The following is a 24,010-nucleotide window of genomic DNA, read 5'->3' as shown; positions in this document are numbered from 1 at the left end:
TTTATTATATTTATTTTTTATTTGTATTAATTATAAATAAATATTGATTTTTTGTTGAGAAGTGTTATCATTGTATGCAAGAGGTAATTAACTAATTTATATGAGGTGAATATGAAATGACTAATAACAACAATCTAACTACAAGCTGGGGTGCACCCGTTGGTGATAACCAAAACTCAATGACTGCTGGTTCTCGAGGCCCTACATTAATTCAAGATGTACATTTACTTGAGAAATTAGCTCACTTCAACCGTGAACGTGTACCTGAGCGTGTTGTTCACGCAAAAGGCGCAGGTGCACACGGATATTTTGAAGTAACAAACGATCTAACGAAATATACAAAGGCTGACTTTTTATCAGAGGTGGGCAAACGCACACCAATGTTTATCCGTTTCTCTACTGTTGCTGGTGAACTTGGCTCAGCGGATACTGTACGTGATCCACGTGGATTTGCTGTAAAGTTTTATACGGAAGAAGGAAATTATGACTTAGTTGGAAACAATACACCGATTTTCTTCATTCGCGATGCGATTAAATTCCCTGATTTCATTCATACCCAGAAGAGAGATCCAAAGACTCATTTGAAAAATCCTACTGCTGTTTGGGACTTCTGGTCATTATCACCTGAATCCCTTCATCAAGTAACATACTTAATGGGAGACCGTGGAATCCCAGCAACATTACGACATATGAATGGATATGGAAGCCATACATTTAAATGGACAAACAAAGACGGTGATGGCGTATGGGTGAAATATCACTTTATTGCTGATCAAGGTGTGAAGAACATGGATGTAAACCTAGCAGCAAAACTTGCGGGTGAAAATCCTGATTACCATACAGAGGATTTATTTAACGCAATTGAAAATGGTGATTATCCATCTTGGACTTTGAAAGTTCAAATCATGCCGCTAGAAGATGCAAATACTTACCGCTTTGATCCATTTGATGTAACAAAGATTTGGTCACATAAAGATTATCCATTAATTGAAGTAGGAAAAATGGTTTTAGATAAAAATCCAGAAAACTACTTTGCAGAAGTGGAACAAGCAACATTCTCACCTGGCACTCTAGTTCCTGGAATCGATGTTTCACCAGATAAAATGCTGCAAGGCCGCCTATTTGCTTACCATGATGCTCATCGCTACCGTGTTGGTGCAAACCATCAAGCATTGCCAATTAACCGTCCGAGAAATGAAGTGAAGAATTATCAGCGTGATGGACAAATGCGGTTCGATAACAATGGTGGCGGTTCTGTCTACTATGAACCAAACAGCTTTAGCGGACCTACAGAAGTAACAGAACATAAGCAAGCAGCATTCCCTATCACCGGAATTGCTGAAAGTGTCGCCTATGATCACAACGATCATTATACTCAACCAGGAGACCTTTACCGCTTAATGTCTGAAGAAGAACGTACTCGCTTAGTTGCAAATATAGTTTCAGCAATGAAGCCTGTTGAATTGGAGAAAATTAAGCTTCGTCAAATCCAGCACTTCTACAAGGCTGATCCTGAATACGGTACTCGTATTGCAGAAGGACTTGGCTTGAAAGTTCCGCAAGAAGTAAAATAATAGACTCATAGAACAAGGCATCCGTCTTATATGATGGATGCCCTATTTGCATATTTTAAAATTTACTTACCCCATTTTGGTTATTACTGGAAATAATAGGTTCATAACTTCTTTTTAAAGCTCAATATTGCAATATTTTGGAATAATTAGGTTCATAAAATCTTATTAAGACTCTATTTTTCATTCTTTTGGAAAATGTGGGCACTTAATTTCTTTATTGCAACTATATCTTTTTGATTTTGGTATTTAAGTTCACCAAAATCACTAGTGGCACCCAAGCTGCCTCCTATTTCATCTTCTGCCTCTTTTTCCATTACTTTTTCCTCTTCCCTCCCGCTGAAAGTCTAGTCGAATGAATAAAAATCTTGTAGAATGTAAAAATGGATTACTTTTGAAAGTTGAGGATATAAAAAATGAGCTTATTAAACGTTGAAAATTTGAGCCATACTTTTGGCGATCGGACATTGTTTAAAGATGTTTCCTTCCGTCTTTTAGCTGAAGATCATGTAGGGCTTGTTGGAGCAAATGGGGTTGGAAAATCAACTTTGATGAATATTATTACAGGCCAGCTGATACATGATTCCGGACGTGTCGAATGGACACCAAGTGTTCATTATGGCTACCTAGATCAGCATACTGTTCTCACTCCAGGAAAAACCATGCGAGATGTGCTTAAAGATGCCTTTCTTCCGCTTTTTGAACAAGAAAAAGCACTTAATGAGGTCACATCAAAGATGGCGGATGCTACTCCTGAAGAACTTGAAGAATTGCTGGATGAAATGGGGAAAATTCAGGATCGCTTGGATGCAGGCGGTTTTTATTCTCTTGATATAAAGATTGAGGAAGCTGCACGCGGACTTGGTTTGGATGCAATCGGACTGGACCGTGACGTTTCCGCATTAAGTGGTGGACAGCGAACAAAAGTATTACTTGCAAAGCTGCTCCTTGAACAGCCACAAGTTCTATTGCTTGATGAACCAACAAACTATTTAGATGTCGAGCATATTCGCTGGCTTTCAAACTACTTAAAAGAATATCCATATGCATTTATGCTTATTTCTCATGATACAGAATTCATGAATCAGGTTTCTAACACAATCTTTCATTTAGAATTTTCGAAGCTGACACGTTACACAGCAAGCTATGATAAGTTCCTCGAATTAGCAGAGATTAATAAAAATCAGCACCTCAATGCATATGAAAAACAGCAGGATTTCATTAAAAAACAAGAAGATTTTATCGCAAAAAATAAAGCGCGCTACTCAACGACTGGCCGGGCAAAAAGCCGTCAAAAGCAGCTTGATCGCATGGAAAGAATCGACCGTCCTGAAACGGCCATGAAGCCAACCTTTGAATTTAAGGAATCACGCGGCAGCAGCCGTTATGTGTTCGAAGGACAGGATTTTGAAATTGGGTATACACATGCGCTACTACCTAAAATGTCGATAACAATTGAGCGTGGAGAAAAAATTGCTATTGTTGGCTGCAACGGGGTCGGAAAATCGACTCTACTCAAAACAATGCTCGGAAAAATCAATCCGATTAGCGGAAAAGTTGAACGTGGTGACTTCCTTTTCCCTTCTTATTTTGAACAAGAAGTAAAAGCAGAAAATATCACTCCAATTGATGATGTCTGGAATGAGTTCCCATCAATGGATCAGCATCAAGTACGTGCGGCTCTGGCAAAATGCGGTCTAAAAAATGAACATATCTCTCGCCCATTAAACCAATTAAGTGGTGGAGAACAAGCGAAGGTTAGACTATGTAAGCTCCTTATGAACGAGAGCAACTGGCTCTTATTTGATGAGCCAACCAACCACCTTGATGTCGTCGCAAAGGAAGAATTAAAGCGTGCCTTAAAAGCGTATAAAGGAACTGTTGTATTAGTTTGTCACGAACCTGACTTTTATGAAGACTGGGTAACAAAGGTTTGGGATGTCGAAGAATGGTCCCAGCAGCTATCTAAATAATCAAGTATAGAAGCCTTCTGCAAAGCAGGGGCTTTTATTTTTATGTAGGCATTTGTGACCAATCTTTGAACATTTAATAAAACTCGTGCAACCGATTACAATAGTGTATAATAAAAAAAGCCCGTAAATTAATAATATTTTTAATTATAACTATGAGAAAATAGTAATATTTCTTTTCTTGGCTAACCTTTAAGCGGGTAAATATTTATAAAGGACTAACTAATTTATGACTGTAAAAAAGATTGCCTGGATTACTGACAGTACTGCCTATATTACAGATGATTTGAAAAAACACCCTGATGTGTATGTTATTCCATTATCCATAACATTCGGAGACGAAACCTTTGAAGATGGAATCGATTTAAGTACAGATCAATTATATAAAAGAATTGTTTCAGCAAAAGAAATCCCGAAGACTTCTCAGCCGTCTGCAGGACGATTTGCTGAGCTGTTTGAACGATTAAAGGAAAACTATGATTCTGCTGTTGCCGTTCATATTTCTAGTAAATTAAGTGGAACTATTAATAGCTGTCTTTCTGGAGCTGCACTCGCAGATTTCCCAGTAGAAGCAGTCGATTCTAAGTCAATGTCTTATGCGATAACGACCTTAATAAATAAAGGGATGGATCTTGCTGAAAAGGGTATGTCTAGTAAAGAAATCGCTAATTTTTTGCAAAAGGATGCTACAAAATCAGAGAACTATTTTTTACTAGGAAGCCTTGATCAATTTTACAAAGGCGGAAGAATGTCAGGAACCGCCTATTTATTAGGTAGCCTTTTAAATATAAAGCCAATTATCAGAATTAACAATCATGGTGAATTTGAACTTTTCGAAAAGGTTCGATCAGAGAAGAAAGCAGTTAAACGTATGCTGGAATTGCTTGGTGATTCATATAAAAAACACTCAATTTCCCAAGTGCAGATATTACACGGAAATGTCCATGAAAAAGCGAAAGAGCTTGGAAATGAAATAAAAGCTCTTTTCCCTAAACTTGATATTTTCATCGGTGAAATAAGCTCCACCATTGCCTCTCATTCCGGTGAAGGCACGCTTGCTACATTGTGGCATAACGAATAAAAAGAGAATGCCTGGGGATACACGTTCTAAACGCTATCTCACAGGCATTTTTGTTAATTAAACCCATGTAAACATATACTTTTCATCCTCAATTGCTTTAGCCTGATTGACGACCTTCAAAGGTCTGAACGTATCAATCATAACCGCAAGCTCTAGCGTTTCCTTCTTCCCGATGCTTGCTTCCGTCGTCCCAGGATGCGGACCATGAGGGATTCCACTTGGATGCAACGTGATGGATTCAATATTTACCCCTTTCCTGCTCATAAAGTTCCCTTCAACATAGTAAAGGAGTTCATCACTATTCACATTACTATGTGTATATGGTGCAGGTATCGCCTCTGGATGGTAATCAAACAATCTTGGTACAAAGGAACAAACAACAAAATTATGCCCTTCAAATGTTTGATGAACCGGCGGCGGCTGGTGGACCCTTCCAGTAATTGGTTCAAAATCTTCAATATTAAATACCCATGGATATAAATACCCGTCCCACCCTACCACATCGAGAGGATGATGGTTTAATATATGGGAATGAAGATATCCTCTTGTTTTTGTAATGACTTCAAACTCACCTTTTTCATCAAATGTTTCCAATTTTTCCGGACCGCGAATATCTCTTTCACAGAATGGGCTATGCTCAAGCAATTGACCATACTCATTCCGATACCTTCTCGGTGTCGTTATTTGACTAAATGATTCAATAAATAAAGCTTTTGTCTTTTCGCTATTATCTGGAATAAAACGATAAATCGTTCCAATCGGGATTATTACATAATCCCCCGGACGATACGTGATTGTTCCAAACATCGTTTCTATTTTGCCGTTTCCATAATGAATATAGATCATTTCATCGCCGTCACCATTTCGATAGTAGTTATTCATTGGTCCTGTTATATTTCCTGTCCCTATCAGTAAATCCTCATTGCCCAATAGATACTGTCTGGCTTTAAGCGCATCGCCATTTTTCTCAATATTATTCGTCATCAAATGTCTGTGCTTTAGTGGGCATTGCTCCTCATATTCCGGTAAATACTTTCCAATTAATGTTGTTTTTACTACCTCAGTTGGCATATGGTGATGGTAAAGAATGGATTGTGTTCCCGAGAAGCCTTTTGTTCCCATCACCTGTTCTCTGAATAGACTGCCATCATCTTTTCTAAACGCCGTATGACGTTTATGCGGAATTCTCCCCATTTGTCGATAAAACATCTCCCCACCTCACTCACTAATGATTGTATTAATCAATTTTCCTAGAGCAGTAATTTCTAATTCAACTTCATCACCCGGCACTAACCAGCGATGAACATCTGTTCCAAGCTCCAAAATACAGCCGCTCCCTACGGTCCCGGAACCAATCATTTCTCCTGGATACAAAGTAACCCCTTTTGAAGCCTGCTCGATCATTTCCCCAAACGAATAGTAAATTTCTTTCAAATTCCCTTCTGATAATAAGACACCATTTACTTTCGCCCTCATGTTTAAATCATAGCCATTTTCGACCCGATATTCTTCCATTTCATCCTTCGTTACTATAAATGGACCAATCGAGGTTGCAAAATCCTTGCCCTTTGCTGGTCCAAGCCCAACCTTCATTTCCTTCCTTTGTAAATCTCTCGCACTCCAATCATTTAGGATACAATACCCAAAAATATGTTGATCCGCATGTTCAGCTTTAATATCCTTGCCTTCTTTTCCGATTACACATGCAATTTCTAATTCATAATCAAGCCATTCACAATTTTTCGGCCGAGTGATACTTTCGTTAGGTCCTTTAAACGCTAAATGATTAGAAAAATAAAACACAGGAATTTCATACCATTCAGGGATCATATCAAGTCCACGGTTTTCTCTTGCTGTTTTCACGTGTTCTTCAAAAGCATAAAAGTCCCTAAAACTTTTCGGATTTGGCAGCGGTGCTTTTAATTCAACCTCTTTTAATAAATAAACTCCTTTATTTGCAGACAGAGTCTTCTGTTCACCAGAGAGATACTTCATGAAAAAAGAATGGTTTTCAAGAAATGAAAGCATGTCTTTCGGTAATACACCGTTTGAAGCTTCATGCATATCAACTACAAAGTGATCATTTTCGATCCATCCAGCTCGTAACGCCCCATCCTTCTTTTGAAAGGTTACAAATTTCATCGTCTCACCTCAGGTTTGTTTTTCGGACTAATTCAAAAACATCACCCAATGGCTTTGTATACATTTGTCCAGCCATACGTCCGACAGGCTTTAGTTTATCAGTATTAATTCTGCCCTTTTCATAAAGCTCTTCTGCAACATGGACATGCTCTACCTTTCCTATGACTAGACTCCCTGCACCTGGATGCTCACCAAAATGAAGCACTTGATAAAGAGAACATTCCAGATGAATTTTTGATTCTTTTACCCTAGGCGGTTTTACCATCTGACTGCTTTCCTTCCACAAACCAGAAATATCTAGTTCATCCATTTCAGCAGGAAACTCAGTCGCACAAATATTCATCTTTTCTGTCCAATCTTCGCTGACAATGTTTATTACGAATTCCCTTGTTTCCTCAATATTGGCAAGTGTATCCTTTTTCTTTCCGTCCGTTCCCCTTCTCATTGGCGAAAAACAAATGAGCATCGGATCTGCACAAATAGCGGTAAAAAAACTAAATGGTGCTGCATTCACGATCCCCATCTCATTAATTGTCGTCACAAATGCAATCGGCCGGGGTAAAATGGACCCCACCAGTAATTTATAGGCATCTTTCCATTCCAGATTACCCGGAGTGATTTCCAATGTTTACACCGCCTTCTCTCTAACTATTTCATTAAGTGTTGTTAGGAAAAATTCATTATCTTCACGTGTACCGAGTGTAATCCGAAAGGCATCAGCATATCCTGATAGCATTATTTGCCGGACAATGATACCGTTAGTTATTAGCTTGGCGGCAACAGGCTGATGTGCGTACACATAAACAAAATTCGTTTCAGATGGAAAATAACCAAACCCCATCTCATCCAATTGTTCACAAACAAACGCTCTCTCCAATGCATTTTTCACCGCACAGCCTTTGATGAATTCCTGATCATCAAGAGCGGTTTCAGCAGCCACTTGAGCCAGCTGATTTACATTAAAAACCTCCTTCACCTTGTGCAGCTCCTTCACTATTGCCGGATCCATGATCCCGTAGCCGATACGAAGACTGGCTAACCCATAAACTTTTGAGAAAGTTCGCAGGATAACTAGGTTTGGGTGATTATACAGTAGTGGAACAGATTCAAGGTAATTATTTGAGCATACATATTCATAGTAAGCTTCATCCAATATAATCAGAATATGCTGCGGAATATTTTTAATTAATTGTAAAAGTTCCTCTTTCCCAACAATTGTCCCTGTTGGATTATTTGGGTTACAAACAAAGATCATCTTTGTTTTCTCTGTAATTTCTTCGTACATATTGGATAAATCATGCGCACCATTTAACATTGTGACAGTGATAGCTACCCCACCTTCAATAACAACATTCGTCTCATAACGAGGAAATGTCATCGAAGCCATGATCGCTTCATCACCGGGATTTATATATGCCCGTGTTAGCAGGCGAATTATCTCTTCTGAACCATTTCCAATCAGAAATCGTTCTTTTCCTAACTGGTAAAATGCCGACAATTTTGCAATAAGCCTTGACGTAGTTCCATCAGGATAGAGAGATAGCTGGTTCAAGTTTTGAGAGATAACTTCCTTTACACGATTTGAGCAGCCATACACGTTTTCATTGTCAGACATTTTTCTCACTGTTCGAAGCTGATATTTTTGTTTTATTTCTTCAGCCGAATCTCCTAGAGGATAGGAGACAATTCCTTCTACTGCACGTCTCGTTTGAATGTTTGACATGTAAAACACCTCAATTTATTTAGACAAAATCCATTTTATTTGAAAAACTTCGTTATTTTTTGCAAGTTTTTTAGTTTATTTGCAATTACGCCTTTATTTTTGCAAAACCTCCATTTTATTTGCAAGAAACGCTTTATTTTTGCGAAACTCCCATTTTATTTGGAAAGCACGCTTTATTTTTGCGAAACTCTCATTTTATTTGCAAAACTCCCTTTTTAATAAAGGGAGTCTACTATATTTATAAATTTCCTCTTCTTTCTTGTTCCCGCTCGATAGACTCAAACAACGCTTTGAAATTCCCTTCGCCAAAGCCTCTTGCTCCTTTACGCTGAATGATTTCAATAAATAATGTTGGGCGGTCAACGATTGGCTTCGTGAAGATTTGCAGCAAATAGCCTTCATCATCCCGGTCTACTAAAATGCTTAACTCTTTAATTTTGTCTATTTCCTCATCTATTTTTCCTACACGCTCTGCTAAAGCATCATAATACGTAGATGGAGTGCTTAAAAATTCAACGCCATTTTTTCGAAGGATACTAACTGTTTTTACAATATCTTCAGTAAGAATCGCTAGATGCTGAACTCCAGGGCCATTATAATATTCTAAGTATTCCTCGATTTGAGATTTCCGCTTCCCTTCGGCTGGTTCATTAATCGGGAACTTTATTCTGCCGCCATTATGCATAACCTTTGACATAAGTGCAGAATATTCAGTGGTAATATCTTTGTCTGTGAAGTGTTTCATTTCTTTAAAGCCCATTACATTCGCATAATAATTGACCCATTCTTCCATTCTTTCCACATTGCCAACAACATGGTCAATGCCGATAAAACCTGCATCTTCGAATGGAACATTCATTTCTAGTGGTTCATAGCCAGGCATAAAAACACCTTGATAGTCATTTCTCTCAACTAATGTATGAATCGTGTCACCATATGTACCGATGACTGCCTTCTTAATTGTTCCATTCTCATCTTTTAATTCAAATGGCGGCAAGATTTCAATTGCCCCTCTTGAAACCGCTTCTTGATAAGCTTTTTCTACATTATCAACTGTTAGCGCAATATCCTTTACCCCATCACCATGCTTCTTCACAAACGAAGCTATTCTACTGCTTTCATTTAACGAACCCGTAATTACTAAACGTATTTTCCTTTGTTGAAGGACATATGAGACTGTCTCTCTATTCCCTGTTTCAAGACCTGAGTAAGCGACAGGCTTAAATCCAAAAGCTGAGCAATAAAAATGACAAGACTGTCTAGCATTCCCAGAGTATATTTCTAAATAATCCACCTCTTTTACAGGAAAGAATTCCTCTACCTTTTGTTGTTTAGCCACTGTTTTTTCTTGCATTTCCATTCCTCCTATTTTTAAAATTAATAATATTCTGAACTAAATTAATAATATATGAAGTGTGTAAACGTTCTCAAGAGTTTAAGTTAAAGCTATGATGCTTATCTGTGTTAAAGTGAAATTTTCGTTATATTAAACTTTATATATTTCATTTCTTATTGCAGGTGGAATATGAATAGCCTGTTTTTTTATCGATTCAACTGCTTCTAGCATCCCCTCATTTATACTTGGATGCGGATATGTTGGAAACAGCCAGTCTTCATCACGAGCTGCCATTTCCAAGGAAAAAACTCCGCTTGTAATCAGCTCTACAGCTCCATATCCCATCATATGCATACCAAGAAAAAGCTGACTCTCTTTGTCTATTATTACTTTAATGAATCCATCTCTTTCTCCACTAATTGCAGCAATCCCGCTCGATGATAGTGGAAATTGACCAACATTGACCTGATATCCTTGCTCGCACGCCTCCTGTTCCGTTAGTCCCACACTCGCAATCGGGGGCAAAGTATGAGCGACTGTTGGCAAGAAGCTAAAATCTACCTCAGAGGAGATACCTGCTATGGCTTCTGCAGCTGCTTTTCCTTGCCGAATAGCTCTAACAGCTAATGCAGGACCCTCTGTCACATCTCCAATCGCAAATATAGATGGGATTGAAGTGAGACATTGTTTATTTACTTGAATAAACCCGCTTGCTGTCATTTCAATGCCAATCCGGTTAATCCCTAAGTTATCGATGTTTGGTTTTTGTCCTGTGGAAACAAATAGATGAGTGCAAGTGTGTATTTCTTTTTCTAGATTGATAGATACACTACTCTCGTTAGCAACCGCTGAAGAAATCGCAGCATTTCTGATTATTTTAATCCCGTTCTTCTTGAACACTCGCTTTATCTCTCGATTGATTGCTTGGTCAAAGGGAAAGTCATTCTTCTCAATTATCAGGGTAACATGAGAGCCAAAAATGCTAAAAGCCATTGCCATCTCTAATGCAATATAATCATGTCCATACACGAAAAGTGTTTCTGGAATCGTTTCAATCTTTGTCATTGACCATGAATCTACAATCCGTTTATGATCAATTTCTATTCCTGCAGGTATAAAGGGAGAACTGCCTGTTGCAATAATTGCGTGTTTAAATCGATACACTGCATATTGATCGCCATTCTCTACTCCAATCCGGTCTTCTGCAAGAAAGAAAGCAGATCCGCTTAGAAGTTCCACTTTATTCGCTTTACATAAAGCTGCAATGCCTTTACGCAGCTGGTGAATGGTTTTTTCTTTATGTGTTTGAAGTGTATGAAGATTAAAGTGGATTGAATCACTTTCTATTCCAAATTGGCCAGCTTTTCTAATAGATGCTAACTTATTAGCTCCCTTTGTAAAAACCTTAGTAGGAATACAGCCTTTATTCAAACATACACCGCCGAATTCTTCTCTTTCAATAAGTGTTACAGATTGGCCAAGCTGGGCCGCCCGAATGGCCGCATGATAGCCGCCTGGCCCCCCTCCGATTATGATAAGATCTCGTTCATGAGCAAGTTCGCCGACAACCATTTACACCATCTCCAGCAAAAGCATTTTTGGCTCTTGAATTAGTGCGGCAAAACGGTTTGTGAATCGAACTGCAGTTGCCCCGTCTGCCACTCTATGATCAAAAGACATCGACAGATTCATGATAGAGCGGATGACAATTTGATCCTCATCTGTAACAACTGGCATTTTTTTTGTTTTATGAAAGGAAACTAATGCAACCTCTGGATGCTGTATTATCGGTGTAGCGCCAAAGCTTCCTCCTAGTGGACCGACATTGCTAATTGTAAAAGTCCCGCCTGAAATATCCTTTATTGCTAATTTATTTTCCAAAGCCTTTTCTTTGAGCTGTTTCATTTCTAATTGAATGGCACGGATTGATTTCTTTTCCACATTTTGTATTACAGGAACCATTAATCCTTCTTCCATATCAACCGCTACGCCAATATGATGCTCATGCAGAAGCTGGATCACTTCATTTTCTTCATCTAGTACGGCATTAAATATTGGGTACTCCTTTAAGCAAATGGATAGTGCTTTTAAGAAAAAAGCAGTGATTGATATATTTTGGCTACTTTTCTTAAGCTCACTGCAAAATTGAAGAAGGCTGGTCACATCTACCTCTTCAAAATGGGTACAATGTGGGATCGTGTACATGGACTGGACCATATTTTTGGCGATTTGCTTTCGTCTGCCCCTAAATGGGATCGTGTTTTTCTCATAGGAGGTTTTAGTTGGGGCCACAGTTGGATTTATTTCGGGAGCAATTGCTGTTTCCTGAAGAGCAGTAATAAAATGATAAATATCTTCATCGGTAATTCGTCCACTAGGACCTGATCCTTCCACCTTTTCAATATTGATGCCATTTTCACGTGCAATTTTTCTTGTATAAGGGGAAGCTAAAATTCGTTTAGATGAAACCTTTTTACCAGTAAATGCAAACGGAACTTTTTCCTCAAGGGTAGATTGACTGGGTTTCTTTTGATTATCTTTGTTTACTTCTCCATCAATATCATTCATTAGTAGTAGTGTCGTTCCAACAGGCACCGTTTGTCCTGGTTCCACTTTAAATTCTCGTATAATCCCCGCTCTTGGGGAAGGGATTTCAGCAGTCATTTTATCTGTTTGCACTTCAAGAAGCGGATCATCTGCTTGAACGATATCTCCAGGCTTCACTAGAAAACAATTAATCTCCGCCTCCGTCATCCCTTCACCAATGTCATGAAGTTTTACTTCCATTCCTTCCCTCCTCTAAAACATCATCACTTTTCTAATGGCATGCTTAATTCTCGTTTCATTCGGCAAATAATGATCCTCAAAGCCAAAATAAGGAACTGGGGCATCAAAACCTGTCACCCGCTCGGCCGGTGCTTTCTGGTATAAAAATGATGTATCATTTATGATGGCTAACACATCATTTCCAATTCCACCGGTCGCGTGGGCCTCATGAACAATTACGGTCCTGCCCGTTTTTTGGACGGATTCGGCAATGATATCCTTATCTATTGGGAAGAGTGTCCGCAAATCAATGACCTCACATTGGATTCCCTCTATCTTCATCTCTTCAGCTGCCTTTAATGCGATTGGCATCATGGCTCCCCATGATATAACCGTGACGTCATCACCTTCAATCATTTTTTTCCCTTTGCCAATTTCAATCATATATTTTCCTTCTGGCACTTCCTCTCTAGTTGATCGATAAGAGCGCATGGGCTCTAAATATAAAATTGGATCAGGGTCTTCTATCGCCGCAATGAGCAATCCCTTTGCATCGTAAGGGTTTGAGGGGCAAACCACTTTTATGCCTGGCATATGCGTGAAAATAGCTTCGGTGCTGTCACAATGAATCTCCGGTGCTCTCACCCCTGCTCCGTATGGGGCACGAATCACCATCGGAACAGTGTAATGCCCCATCGTGCGCATTCTTAATCTTGTGGCATGTGTCATGATTTGTTCATAAGCAGGATAAATAAAACCTAAAAATTGTATTTCAATTACTGGCAGGAAACCATTAACTGCCATGCCAATACCTGCTCCGACAAAGCCTGCCTCACTTAATGGCGTATCCATTACCCGATTTTCTCCATATTTTCCCTGCAGCCCATCTGTTGCTCGAAAAACGCCGCCATTTTTTCCGATGTCCTCCCCCATCAATACCACTTCTTTCCGATCGGCAAGCATTGTATCGAGTCCATCGTTAATAGCTTGAATCAGCGTCATCGTCTTCGTTCTAACTGCTGTACTCAAGTACTGACACCCCCAACCAATCTGAGATACTCCTCTTTTTGCTCACGTATCTGCCAAGTCGGCTCAGCAAAAACATGATTAAATATATCTGCTGGATCAGCAGGAGGAAACGCTTCCATTTCAGTAATTGCTTCTTCTATTTCCTCTGCTGCATCTGCTTCGATATCACGTACCCAAGCCTCATCATAAAGCCCTTCATTTTTCAGCCATCTTTCCAGGCGCAAGATCGGATCTGTTTCCATTCTGCGGCTCTTGCTTGCTGCTTGATCCCGATATTTCGCTGGATCATCAGCTGTCGTATGGGCACCATACCGCCATGTAACTGCTTCAATCAATGTAGGTCCCTTGCCGCATCTTGCACGTTCCAAAGCTTTTAATGTTTCAAAATAAACAGTAAAAACATCATTTCCATCGATTCTAATTCCAGGAATATCATAGGCTATTGCTTTTTGAGCAATCGTCTTTGAGTTCATCTGCTTTTCAATCGGAACTGAGATAGCATATTGATTATTTTGATTGAAAAAGACAACAGGTGCTTTACATACACTGGCAAAATTGATTCCCTCATGAAAATCTCCCTCAGATGTTGCCCCATCTCCAAAGTAAGCAATTGCGGCATTTTTTGTACCTTTCATCTTTTCCGCTAAAGCAGCCCCAGCCGCATGAGGAATTTGCGTCGCAATTGGAATGCCTGGCGGAAATATCTTTTTTCCAGCTGGTGGGATGCAGCCCTCATTTCTGCCGTTCCAAAAAAGAAGAATATTTCGCAGCGAATGGCCGAATACAAAAGCAGCTCCATGTTCCCGATAAGTTGGAAACATCCAATCGGATGATTGCAATGCAAGGGCACTCCCTACTTGAGAAGCCTCCTGGCCTTCAAAAGGTGCGTATGTGCCAATTCTCCCTTGTCGCTGTAAACTAATTGCCTTTCGGTCAAACATCCGGATTCTAACGAGTTGCCTGTAGAAGCTTTTAGCGAGATCTGCAGTGATTTTTTCTTTATATTCAGGTGAAACAATTATTCCGTTTGGATCCATGATTTGCTGGATCGGAAACTGATTATCCATTTTCTCACCCTTCTCTTTTTCATTTTAGAGATTAACAGTTTACTATTGTTGTAATATTGTTTTTATTAGAAAAAATTACGTTCTTACTGCCCATTTCGGTCGCTTCATATGAGAAAAGAAGCTATTTCTGCGTGATCGGGCCTCTATTCGATTTTCACAAAATTGATTGGCTGCTTCGATTGTTGTTATTCCCTTGCTTTCCGCGTATTCATAAATATTAAGGAGTGAATTATAAATGGCTTTTGTTTTTTGAAGAACCCTTTCCTTGTTTGGAGTATAAAGCTCATCAGCTACTTGAATAAGACCTCCTGCGTTTACAATATAATCAGGTGCGTATAAAATCCCCTTTTCTTTCAAGGATTGCCCATGGTGAAGCTCCAAAAGCTGATTGTTTGCTGAGCCAACTACCGCCTTCACCCTTAATTGTTCAATCGTTTCACTATTAATAATTCCGCCCATTGCACATGGAATAAATATATCTGCATTCGACTGATATATTTCTTCTTTATTTACTACTTTTACACCAGCTCCTAATGTTTTCGCTTTTGATAGCAGCTTATCAATTGCCTGCTGGTTTATATCTGTCACATAAAGGTCTGCTCCTTCTTCCAGCAGCCTCTCTGCTACTTTAAATCCAACCTTGCCGAGCCCTTGAATAGAATAGCTTTTCCCAGCTAAATCATCTGAACCAGTCAACGCTTTTGACGTTGCCTGCAGTCCATAAATAACACCTTGAGCAGTCGGAATCGATGAATCCCCGCTTCCCCCATACACTTCGTCAACACCGACTATACAGTTTGTTTCCCTTAATGCATGCACAAAATCTTCTGGGGAAGTACCCATATCTGTACCTGTGTAAAACCGTCCATTCAATGATTCCACAAATTGCCCAAAGGCTCGGAATAGTTCAGGTGTTTTATCCTTCCTTGGATCTCCAATGATAACAGCCTTCCCACCGCCGAAATCAACATCTGCCGCCGCACATTTATAGGTCATTCCTTTTGACAGGCGAAGAACATCCTCTATTGCTTCATCTTCGCTTGCATAAGGAAGCATTCTGCATCCTCCAAGTGCTGGACCGAGTCTTGTACTATGAATCGCTATAATTGCTTTTAAACCAGTTGATTCATCATTACAAAAAACAACTTGTTCATGACCTTTTATTTTCGAAAACATATTCATTTCATTTGCTCCTCCCAAATTTTTGATAACGCTTACACATTTAAAAATGATAAAGTCGTTGCCAAATAATCAGCTTCCGTCTACTTTAGCAAGTAAACTGTCAATCTTCCCTTTTGGAAGAATAACTTGCTTCACTTCTCCCGTCCCAACAAGTCTTTCTCCTTGTTTAACAGAAACCTTTGTCATTACGGTATTCTCTTCTAAAGCAGAAACAGTGGCAGTAATGATTAATTGTGATCCTTCAGTCGATGGAGCAAGATGCTTCACAGTTACAGCTCCGCCCATTCCTTCCTCATGTTCCTCTAAAAATGGGAGAATGATTTTTCTTGATGCCCACTCCATATGATAGACCATTGAAACAGTTGAAAAGACACGATGAACAATTTTCCCTTCAAACTGTGCAAACATATCTGGCGTAACAATTACCTTCACAGTTGCAGTATCTCCAATCTTCAATCGTTGTTTCACATTCATTCCCCCTAGCCAAAATCAACCTGCATTATTTTTATAGCCATTAAAGGAGTATCACTATATATGTATGACGTATTATTAACGATATAATATCATTTCGTATAATAAATAGTCAATAAATTGTAAAAAGTTTAAAAATTCATTCTTTTTTGATATGTAAAGTCCATAATAAAAAGGATTAACTAGCTAAAAGTGCCTAATTAATCCCTTTGAATTTTAAGATAAGAGCGCGCGATCATTTGCCATTTTTGCGCCTCTAATTCTCTGAAACTCGTATAATAGCTGTTCGATCGTCAAATTACCTTTTTGACCTTCATCCACTTCAAGGATGATTTGTCCATTATCCATCATAATTAATCGATTGCCAAGATCCAAAGCCTGCTGCATATTATGCGTAACCATCAAAGTTGTTAAATTGAATTTTTCAACTATTTCCTTCGTTAAATTTGTGATTAGCTCTGCACGAGACGGATCAAGGGCAGCTGTATGCTCATCCAATAAGAGAATGGAGGGCTCAGTAAAAGTTGCCATAAGCAATGAAAGTGCCTGTCTCTCTCCCCCTGATAATAAACCAACCTTTGCAGTCAATCGATTTTCTAAACCTAGATGAAGGGTTGAAAGTACCTCTTGAAAATACTCCTTCCGCTTCTTCGTTACTCCTTTTCTTAAACTGCGCGACTTATTTCTTGAATAAGCCATCGCTAGATTCTCTTCAATTGTCATACTAGGAGCTGTGCCTGCCATCGGGTCTTGAAACACACGGCCAATGAGTTTAGCTCGTTTATATTCAGATATAGAGGTTACGTTCTGACCATCAATCGAAACGGTTCCAACATCAGGAGTCATTACGCCAGAAATCATATTCATTAATGTCGATTTTCCAGCACCATTACTGCCAATGACTGTAACAAAATCACCTGCATTCAGCGTTAAATTGATCCGGTCCAAGGCAATTTTCTCATCTGGTGTCCCCTCATTAAACACTTTATGAATCTGTTTTAATTCCAGCATCAGCATCCCCCTTTCTATCTGTAGGGATTTGGCTTACTATCATATGTTCTGCTTTTCTTCTCGCTTTTCGTTTTTTCTCCTTTGAGGCATCTATGAATTTTGGCATAATAAGCGCCAAAATAACTATCATAGCCGTGATGAGTTTCATATCTCCAGGCTCAAGAAAGTCCACTCTTAGAGCTAATGTGACAACAATCCGGTAAATGATTGCCCCTCCGATTACTGCTAACGTCGTCCTTGCAATCGTTTTTGTACCGAAAAGCGCTTCCCCAATAATGACTGAAGCCAGACCAATGATGATCATCCCTATTCCCATTCCGACATCGGCAAATCCTCCCTGCTGAGCAATAAGGGAGCCGGAAAAGGCAACCATTGCATTAGAAAGGCCAAGACCAAGAATAACCGTTACATTCGTATTGGCCGAAAAGCTTCGAATCATTCTTTTATTGTCCCCTGTTGCCCTGATTGCGAGCCCAATCTCTGTTTGTAAAAACTTATCTGTCAGAAACTTAATGGCAAAAGTGACTACAATCATAAAAATTAATATTCCCCATGTCCTCGGCAAACTCTCACCAAGGCCAATAGCAGAAAATATGCCATTAAAGAAAGAATCCATTCCGATTTTATTAGAAACATCACTCATGCTCGTTATTGCCGTGTCAGTATTCAATAAGGGAACATTTGATTTCCCCATTATCCTTAGATTAATTGAATACAAGGCAATCATCATTAAAATCCCTGAAAGAAGCGCATTTATTTTGCCAAACGTATGAAGAACTCCCGTAATACAGCCAGCAATGAAGCCAGCAACTAATGCGACTAATGTTGCAATAAATGGATTCACACCGCTGACAATCATTGTCGCAGAAACAGCAGCTCCAGTAACAAAACTGCCGTCGACCGTTAAATCGGGAAAATCAAGCACACGAAATGATAAATACACACCTAGTGCCATGATGGCATAGATAATACCAGATTCAAATGCACCAAAGACCGCAGTAGGCATTAAGAATCACACCCTTTATTATTCGCCTTCATAAAATTCAGCAATTTTTTCCCACTCCTGTTTCACTTCTAGCCCCTGTGCTTCAGCAGCTTTTTTATTTATCATTAATGTTAGACTGCTCGGCAGCTCAACAGGAATTTCTGATGGCTTTTTATTTCCTTTTAAAATATCAGCTGCCATTTTCCCCGTTTGATAACCAAGATCAAAGTAGTCAAATCCGCTCGCTGCAATGGCTCCACGTGCCATAGAATCAAGTTCGCCAACAAACAGCGGGATTTTCTCATTATTTGCTACGGCAATAACTGACTCTAAAGCAGAAACTACTGTGTTGTCTGTCGGAACATAAATGGCATCTACACGGCCAACTAGTGACTCCGCCCCTTGTTTTACCTCTGCTGACGTTGAGATCGATGCTTCTTCAACTGTAGCACCGAATTTAGCTGCAAGTTCCTTTACTTGAGCTACTTGTACTTCGGAGTTTTGCTCACCAGCATTATAAATAATGCCAATTGTCTTTGCTCCTGCTTCCTCAACAATAAAATTAATCGTTTTCTCAGTTCCATCTGGATGGTTATCTGTTGTCCCAGTGATATTATCCCCAGGCTTATCAAGTGCCTCCACAAGCCCTGCCCCAATTGGATCGGTAACGGACGTAAATACAATCGGAATATTCTTTGTTGCATTTAAAGCACTGACCGCACTAGGAGTTGCATTTGCAAAAATAAGGTCTACCTTGTCTCCAGCAAAGTTATTTGCAATCGTTTGAGTGTTATTCATATCTGCTTGAGCATTTTGGAAGTCATACTCAACATTGTCTCCTTCTTTAAATCCGGATTCTTCCATTGCTTTTTTAAATCCTTCTGTTGCTGCATCTAAAGAAGGATGCTCAACAAATTGAGTAATTCCTACTTTATATGTTTTGTTTTCTTCTTGTTTTGCTGCCGGTTCTTTCGCCGCCTCGTTTGCAGCCTCTTTCCCACAGCCGCTTAATACGAGCAATCCTGCTGCCAATACTAAAGAAAATGCCTTTAAAGACTTTTTCACTCTAGTAACCCCCCTAATATTATTTAAAATAGAACACTACCAAATGATGATAGTGTGAACTCCTTATGTAGGTGTATTCTTGTTGAATGAGGTATGTTGCTTTGAAATTTATATGATAAATACTATGAATAACGTATTTATAACGTTATATTAACACCTTCAAGAAGGAAAGGTCAATAATATTCTAAAAATTTTATATTTTTAGATTAATACAATTTATTATATGATAGCAAGAAGAAAAGCATACAGAAAAGTAATCTGTATGCTTTCAATCGATGCCTATTTAAATAGTAGAAATGCTTGTTCAAGCTGCTTCTTAGTATCATTGATTATTGTTCCCATCAGTTCATGGACAGAAGGAATATCTGTGATTAATCCGGCAACTTGCCCTCCGTTCATAAAACCTTCTTCTTCCTTTCCTTCAAGTGCACCCGTTCGGTGGAATTCTTCGGAGGTTAGTCTATTAAAATCATCTAAAGAAATTCCGTTTTCTTCAAACTTTAATAGTTTCCAGGCATAATCCGTCGCTAAAACTCGCCGGATTCTTCCGACAGATCGCCCTACTATTAACGTACTATGATCAGAAGCATCGATTATCTTTTGTTTATACTTATGATGAAAAGGGGCTTCCTTCGTAGCTATGAATCTCGTCCCCATCTGAACTCCACTTGCACCTAGAGCAAGCATAGAGGCAACGCCTTTCCCATCTCCTATTCCGCCTGCTGCAACCACAGGAATAGTAACCGCTTCAACGATCTGTGGGATTAATACAAGTGTCGTCGTTTCAAGTGCTGAATTAATTCCCGCTGCCTCATATCCTTCAGCAACAATTACATCCGTTCCAGCAGCTTCAGCTTTTTTCGCTTGCCTAACAGAAGCACAGACAGTTATTACCTTTGCTCCGTGTTCATGCAATTTTGGAATAAATGGGGCGGGATTTCCAGCAGAAAGAGATACAACGGGAATATTATATTTTTTTACGAGGGAAAGAATTTCACGAACATATGGAGAAACTGTAAGAGCTACATTGAGAGCAAATGGCTTATCTGTTCTTCTCATTGTTTCATTTATGATTTCTTCCACTTCAGCTGGTGTCATCGTTCCTGCACCAATTGTACCTAGTCCACCAGCTTCTGACACAGCTGAAGTTAAAATTGCGTTGCTAATATTCCCCATTCCCCCTTGAATGATGGGATACTTGATTTTTAATAGGTTTGTTAAAGAATTCATCTCAATGCCCCCTTAAAATTGATCCACCTCGTCATACTCTCTTAGTCATTTTTTTAACAAGCGATGCCTGGCAACTGTTTTATTCAACAATGTAGGGGTGGGTTAGGACATTATACTCCTGATCTTTATTCTTCAGTTCATTTCCTTCTTGAAAAACACTTTCGAAAAAGCGAGAGGCTGGTTCTGCCAATTCTTTGTAATAATCGCTAAATAAAGATGCAGCATGGTTGCCTAGCCATTTCTCCGGAAGCAGTTCTTCTGGAAGACCCGGATCAACAAAAAGGAATTTACGGTATTCGTGTACAAGCTTTGTTCGTTCAACAAAGCATTCCGCATCCGTTTTATTGCCTTTTTGAATTTTATTTTTATCGATAATGTATTTTTGGCTATATTCAGAAATGAAGTCCTGATATTTCGCATTGATTTCTTCTAAATTCCAGCTTTTTTCGACTAAGCGGATGTTTTCATGCGGGCCGGTATATTGTGAAATAAAAAAGTCGACATAGTCACCAATTTCATATTTTTCGATTAGATCAAACACTTGTTTTTCTAAGTCATTTGCGGAAATCCAGCAGCTGTTGGAAAGTGTGCCGAACCCGCTCCAAACAAGCTCTTTTCTCAGCTCATCTCTTACATTCCTGATTTCTTCTGGAATGTTGTACATGAATATTCTCCACAAGCCATCCCATTTTTCAGGCATTAATTTAAATATCCGTTTTCCTGCCTCATCGATTCTTCTTTGTCCACGATCTGTCAATGAATAATAGCTTTTATTGCCAATCTTCTCAGACTGGACCCACCCCTGCTTATTCATTCTTGAAATAGCTGCTCTGACAGACTGATCATTATGACCAAATTCACTTAACAGTCTGATTAAGCTTCCTACCCAGATTTTGCTTCCATAATGGGAAATATAATCTCCATATAAAGTAAAAATCATTGATCTTGTATTCAACCTGCATTCATCCTCATTTCATTTCAAACTTGTTCGGAAAAAATACGTTATACCCCTATTCTACTAAATGATTTCTTTATTTTCCAAAAATATTTTTCCGAAATAACGATATATAAAGTGAAAGTACCATCAGTAGGGGTTTTCTTTCTTCCCCCACTGTTGGTTAGTTGAACCAATCGGGCATTTACGGGCAGTTAATCCCCACTTCCGCTTCTTCGTTTCCTCGACTGCCTTTTCGTAAAGGGTCATACTGCCCGTTAATCTGCGATAAAGAAATATATCCCCATACAAGTAAGCATGCTATACACTTTCTACAATTGTCGATATTCCTTGTCCTACACCTACACACATCGTGGCAAGTCCATATCTCGCATTTCTTCTTTTCATTTCAAATAATAAGGTTGTCAAAATTCTCGATCCACTTGCTCCTAACGGATGCCCAAATGCAATGGCCCCGCCATTGACATTTACTTTATCGGGATTTAATTGAAGTAGCTTCATACACGCGATTGATTGTGCGGCAAATGCTTCATTTAGTTCAATTAAATCGATATCATTTATGCTGAGCCCGGCACGTTTTAATGCCTTTCTAGTTGAATCAACAGGGCCTATTCCCATGACAGACGGATGAACACCAGCTGCTGCAGAAACAATATATTTTGCTAATGGCTTTAAACCAAGATGATCAGCCTTTTTGGAAGACATCAATAATAAAGCGGATGCCCCATCATTCACACCAGAGGAATTCCCTGCTGTAATCGTCCCATTCGGAAAAATTGGCTTAAGCTGTGACAGTTTTTCTAATGTAGTTTCCGGTCGAGGATGTTCATCCTGTTCAGCTATACATTCATTCCCCTTCCGATCTTTATAAGTTACTGGAGCGATTTCTACTTTAAATAAACCATTTTGAATAGCCTCTCTTGCTCTCCGTTGACTTTCTAAAGCAAAACGATCTTGTTCCTCGCGGGAAATCGCATATTCTTTAGCTACATTTTCTGCGGTCTCCGGCATGCTCTCTGCCCCGTAGATCTCCCGTAAACTTTCATTTGTGAAACGCCAGCCGATCGTGGTGTCATATAACTCTATATTTCCTCTTGGGTACTCAACCTGTGGCTTTGCCATCACAAGCGGTGCACGAGTCATGCTCTCTGTGCCGCCAGCAATAAAAACTTCTCCTTCTCCAGCAAGGATTGCCCTAGCGGCGTAATTAACCGCGTCTAAGCCTGAACCGCAAAGCCGATTGACGGTCGAACCGCCAACTTCTACTGGCAGACCTGCAAGGAGTGCTGACATGCGTGCAACATTGCGGTTATCCTCGCCTGCTTGATTGGCATTTCCAAGAATCACTTCTTCAATTTCAGCTGTCTTTATTTTTGGATTTCTTTCTAACAAGGCTTTAATCACGATTGCACCTAAATCATCCGGACGCACACTTTTTAACATACCATTGTACCGCCCAAATGGTGTCCTTACTGCATCAACAATGACAACCTCATCTGACATCTTCAATCCTCCTTGCCCCGATAATCATATACACCTCTGCCAGATTTCCTGCCAAGCCTGCCTGCTTTAACATATTGCTCTAGCAGTGGAGCCGGACGATATTTCTCCCCTAATTTTGCATGGAGATAGTTTAAATTATTTAATCTTGTATCAAGACCAACAAGGTCCCCGAGCTCAAATGGTCCCATTGGATAATTCAACCCATGTTTAATTGCTTTATCAATCTCCTCTGGTGTACCGACGCCTTCCTGGAGCATATAGAAGGCCTCATTTCCTACGAGCGCACTAATCCGGCTTGTGACAAAGCCAGGAAATTCATTAATTACGACTGTCTCTTTGCCCATTTGTTCTGCTGCTCGCTTAATTGAGTGCGCAGTTTCCTCACTCGTCTCCAAGCCCTTAATAATCTCAACAAGCGGCATTTTATGAACAGGGTTAAAAAAATGCATCGCAATAACCTTATCTGGTCTTTTTGTAAAGGAACCGATTTCAGTTGGACTCATCGTAGAGGTGTTCGTTGCAAAAATACAATGTGCTTCGGCATGCTGGTCGATTACTTCAAAGATATTTTTTTTAATTTCTATTACTTCTGGAACTGCTTCAATAACTATATCCGCTTCCATTACATTTTGAGATAGGCTAATCGAATAGTCGAGTCTCCTTTTTGCTGCCTCCATTTTTTCAGACGTAAGCTTCTTTCGCAAAACTCCTTTTTCAAAAATAGCATTGATCTCTTTTTCTGCATTCTTCAGCTGCGTCTCATTAATATCGATTAAAGTTGTAAGAAAACCACCTACAGCACTCACATAGGCAATCCCTCTTCCCATGACACCCGAACCTATAACAACTACTTTTTTCAATGATTTCACCCCTAACTTTAGAAATGCGGAAACTCTTAGTTCATCCCGACAAACACAAGACGA

Annotated in this window: 23 protein-coding genes; 3 read left to right on the top strand and 20 right to left on the bottom strand. The window is 39.4% G+C overall.

All coding sequences use genetic code 11. The annotated features are described in order from the left end of the window. Nucleotides 1–116: 116 nt before the first annotated feature. The gene (gene katA / locus AN957_RS12865) at nt 117–1,574 is read left to right on the top strand and encodes a catalase KatA (protein WP_056684488.1); all 1,458 of its coding nucleotides are present in this window, start codon (nt 117–119) and stop codon (nt 1,572–1,574) included. Between the two features lie 173 nt (nt 1,575–1,747). On the opposite strand, the gene AN957_RS27740 is transcribed toward katA, so the two are convergent. After that, entirely contained in the window at nt 1,748–1,888 is a 141-nt protein-coding gene (locus AN957_RS27740) for a hypothetical protein (RefSeq protein WP_156319111.1), read from the bottom strand. A 99-nt stretch (nt 1,889–1,987) separates the two neighbouring features. On the opposite strand from AN957_RS27740, the gene AN957_RS12860 reads away from it, so the two are divergent. Both AN957_RS12860 and AN957_RS12855 read left to right on the top strand, forming a co-directional pair. Next, nucleotides 1,988–3,544: an ABC-F family ATP-binding cassette domain-containing protein gene (locus AN957_RS12860; protein ID WP_053475896.1), complete on the top strand. Its 1,557-nt coding sequence runs from the start codon at nt 1,988–1,990 to the stop codon at nt 3,542–3,544. Between the two features lie 226 nt (nt 3,545–3,770). Beyond that, nucleotides 3,771–4,622 carry a DegV family protein gene (locus tag AN957_RS12855; protein ID WP_053475895.1) on the top strand — a complete coding sequence of 284 codons (852 nt, stop codon included), beginning with the start codon at nt 3,771–3,773 and terminating at the stop codon, nt 4,620–4,622. Between the two features lie 57 nt (nt 4,623–4,679). On the opposite strand, the gene AN957_RS12850 is transcribed toward AN957_RS12855, so the two are convergent. From AN957_RS12850 to AN957_RS12765, 19 genes are all read right to left on the bottom strand, one after another. Further along, complete coding sequence (locus AN957_RS12850) at nt 4,680–5,831, bottom strand: homogentisate 1,2-dioxygenase (RefSeq protein WP_053475894.1); 1,152 nt, start codon at nt 5,829–5,831, stop codon at nt 4,680–4,682. A 9-nt stretch (nt 5,832–5,840) separates the two neighbouring features. Continuing rightward, a complete protein-coding gene (locus AN957_RS12845; protein WP_056684486.1) occupies nt 5,841–6,764 on the bottom strand; it encodes a fumarylacetoacetate hydrolase family protein in 924 nt (307 codons plus the stop codon). A 4-nt stretch (nt 6,765–6,768) separates the two neighbouring features. Next, complete coding sequence (locus tag AN957_RS12840; RefSeq protein WP_056684483.1) at nt 6,769–7,389, bottom strand: flavin reductase family protein; 621 nt, start codon at nt 7,387–7,389, stop codon at nt 6,769–6,771. Nucleotides 7,390–7,392: 3 nt separating this feature from the next. Continuing rightward, the gene (hisC, locus tag AN957_RS12835) at nt 7,393–8,487 is read right to left on the bottom strand and encodes a histidinol-phosphate transaminase (protein ID WP_056684480.1); all 1,095 of its coding nucleotides are present in this window, start codon (nt 8,485–8,487) and stop codon (nt 7,393–7,395) included. A gap of 238 nt (nt 8,488–8,725) precedes the next feature. Continuing rightward, a complete protein-coding gene (gene hppD, locus AN957_RS12830) occupies nt 8,726–9,841 on the bottom strand; it encodes a 4-hydroxyphenylpyruvate dioxygenase (RefSeq protein WP_053475890.1) in 1,116 nt (371 codons plus the stop codon). 132 nt (nt 9,842–9,973) lie between these two features. Then, on the bottom strand, nt 9,974–11,395 hold the full coding sequence (gene lpdA / locus AN957_RS12825) for a dihydrolipoyl dehydrogenase (RefSeq protein WP_053475889.1): 1,422 nt from the start codon (nt 11,393–11,395) through the stop codon (nt 9,974–9,976). Beyond that, entirely contained in the window at nt 11,396–12,610 is a 1,215-nt protein-coding gene (locus AN957_RS12820; protein WP_053475888.1) for a dihydrolipoamide acetyltransferase family protein, read from the bottom strand. Between the two features lie 12 nt (nt 12,611–12,622). Next, on the bottom strand, nt 12,623–13,618 hold the full coding sequence (locus AN957_RS12815; protein ID WP_053475887.1) for an alpha-ketoacid dehydrogenase subunit beta: 996 nt from the start codon (nt 13,616–13,618) through the stop codon (nt 12,623–12,625). Continuing rightward, the gene (gene pdhA, locus AN957_RS12810; protein ID WP_053475886.1) at nt 13,615–14,685 is read right to left on the bottom strand and encodes a pyruvate dehydrogenase (acetyl-transferring) E1 component subunit alpha; all 1,071 of its coding nucleotides are present in this window, start codon (nt 14,683–14,685) and stop codon (nt 13,615–13,617) included. Before pdhA ends, AN957_RS12815 begins: the two co-directional genes overlap by 4 nt. Nucleotides 14,686–14,760: 75 nt before the next feature. After that, nucleotides 14,761–15,867, bottom strand: a complete 1,107-nt coding sequence (locus AN957_RS12805; RefSeq protein WP_053475885.1) for a Leu/Phe/Val dehydrogenase — start codon at nt 15,865–15,867, stop codon at nt 14,761–14,763. Between the two features lie 69 nt (nt 15,868–15,936). Beyond that, on the bottom strand, nt 15,937–16,335 hold the full coding sequence (locus tag AN957_RS12800; RefSeq protein WP_053475884.1) for a thioesterase family protein: 399 nt from the start codon (nt 16,333–16,335) through the stop codon (nt 15,937–15,939). Between the two features lie 219 nt (nt 16,336–16,554). Further along, nucleotides 16,555–17,349 carry an ABC transporter ATP-binding protein gene (locus AN957_RS12795; protein ID WP_053475883.1) on the bottom strand — a complete coding sequence of 265 codons (795 nt, stop codon included), beginning with the start codon at nt 17,347–17,349 and terminating at the stop codon, nt 16,555–16,557. Further along, nucleotides 17,324–18,355, bottom strand: a complete 1,032-nt coding sequence (locus tag AN957_RS12790; RefSeq protein ID WP_053475882.1) for an ABC transporter permease — start codon at nt 18,353–18,355, stop codon at nt 17,324–17,326. Before AN957_RS12790 ends, AN957_RS12795 begins: the two co-directional genes overlap by 26 nt. A gap of 18 nt (nt 18,356–18,373) precedes the next feature. Further along, on the bottom strand, nt 18,374–19,399 hold the full coding sequence (locus AN957_RS12785) for an ABC transporter substrate-binding protein (RefSeq protein WP_053475881.1): 1,026 nt from the start codon (nt 19,397–19,399) through the stop codon (nt 18,374–18,376). A gap of 279 nt (nt 19,400–19,678) precedes the next feature. After that, nucleotides 19,679–20,629, bottom strand: a complete 951-nt coding sequence (locus AN957_RS12780) for an NAD(P)H-dependent flavin oxidoreductase (RefSeq protein ID WP_053475880.1) — start codon at nt 20,627–20,629, stop codon at nt 19,679–19,681. A 79-nt stretch (nt 20,630–20,708) separates the two neighbouring features. After that, nucleotides 20,709–21,584 carry a phenylacetic acid degradation operon negative regulatory protein PaaX gene (gene paaX, locus AN957_RS12775; RefSeq protein WP_053475879.1) on the bottom strand — a complete coding sequence of 292 codons (876 nt, stop codon included), beginning with the start codon at nt 21,582–21,584 and terminating at the stop codon, nt 20,709–20,711. Between the two features lie 129 nt (nt 21,585–21,713). Next, nucleotides 21,714–21,875 carry a hypothetical protein gene (locus AN957_RS27735; RefSeq protein WP_156319110.1) on the bottom strand — a complete coding sequence of 54 codons (162 nt, stop codon included), beginning with the start codon at nt 21,873–21,875 and terminating at the stop codon, nt 21,714–21,716. 9 nt (nt 21,876–21,884) lie between these two features. Then, the gene (locus AN957_RS12770) at nt 21,885–23,087 is read right to left on the bottom strand and encodes a thiolase family protein (RefSeq protein ID WP_053475878.1); all 1,203 of its coding nucleotides are present in this window, start codon (nt 23,085–23,087) and stop codon (nt 21,885–21,887) included. Nucleotides 23,088–23,089: 2 nt separating this feature from the next. Next, nucleotides 23,090–23,947, bottom strand: a complete 858-nt coding sequence (locus tag AN957_RS12765; RefSeq protein WP_075209140.1) for a 3-hydroxyacyl-CoA dehydrogenase — start codon at nt 23,945–23,947, stop codon at nt 23,090–23,092. Nucleotides 23,948–24,010 lie beyond the last annotated feature (63 nt).

The organism is Cytobacillus solani (genome assembly GCF_001420595.1).
Lineage (GTDB): Bacteria > Bacillota > Bacilli > Bacillales > Cytobacillaceae > Cytobacillus > Cytobacillus solani.
Note: the sequence above shows the minus strand (reverse complement) of the source record. Positions and strands in the feature narration are given on the sequence as shown.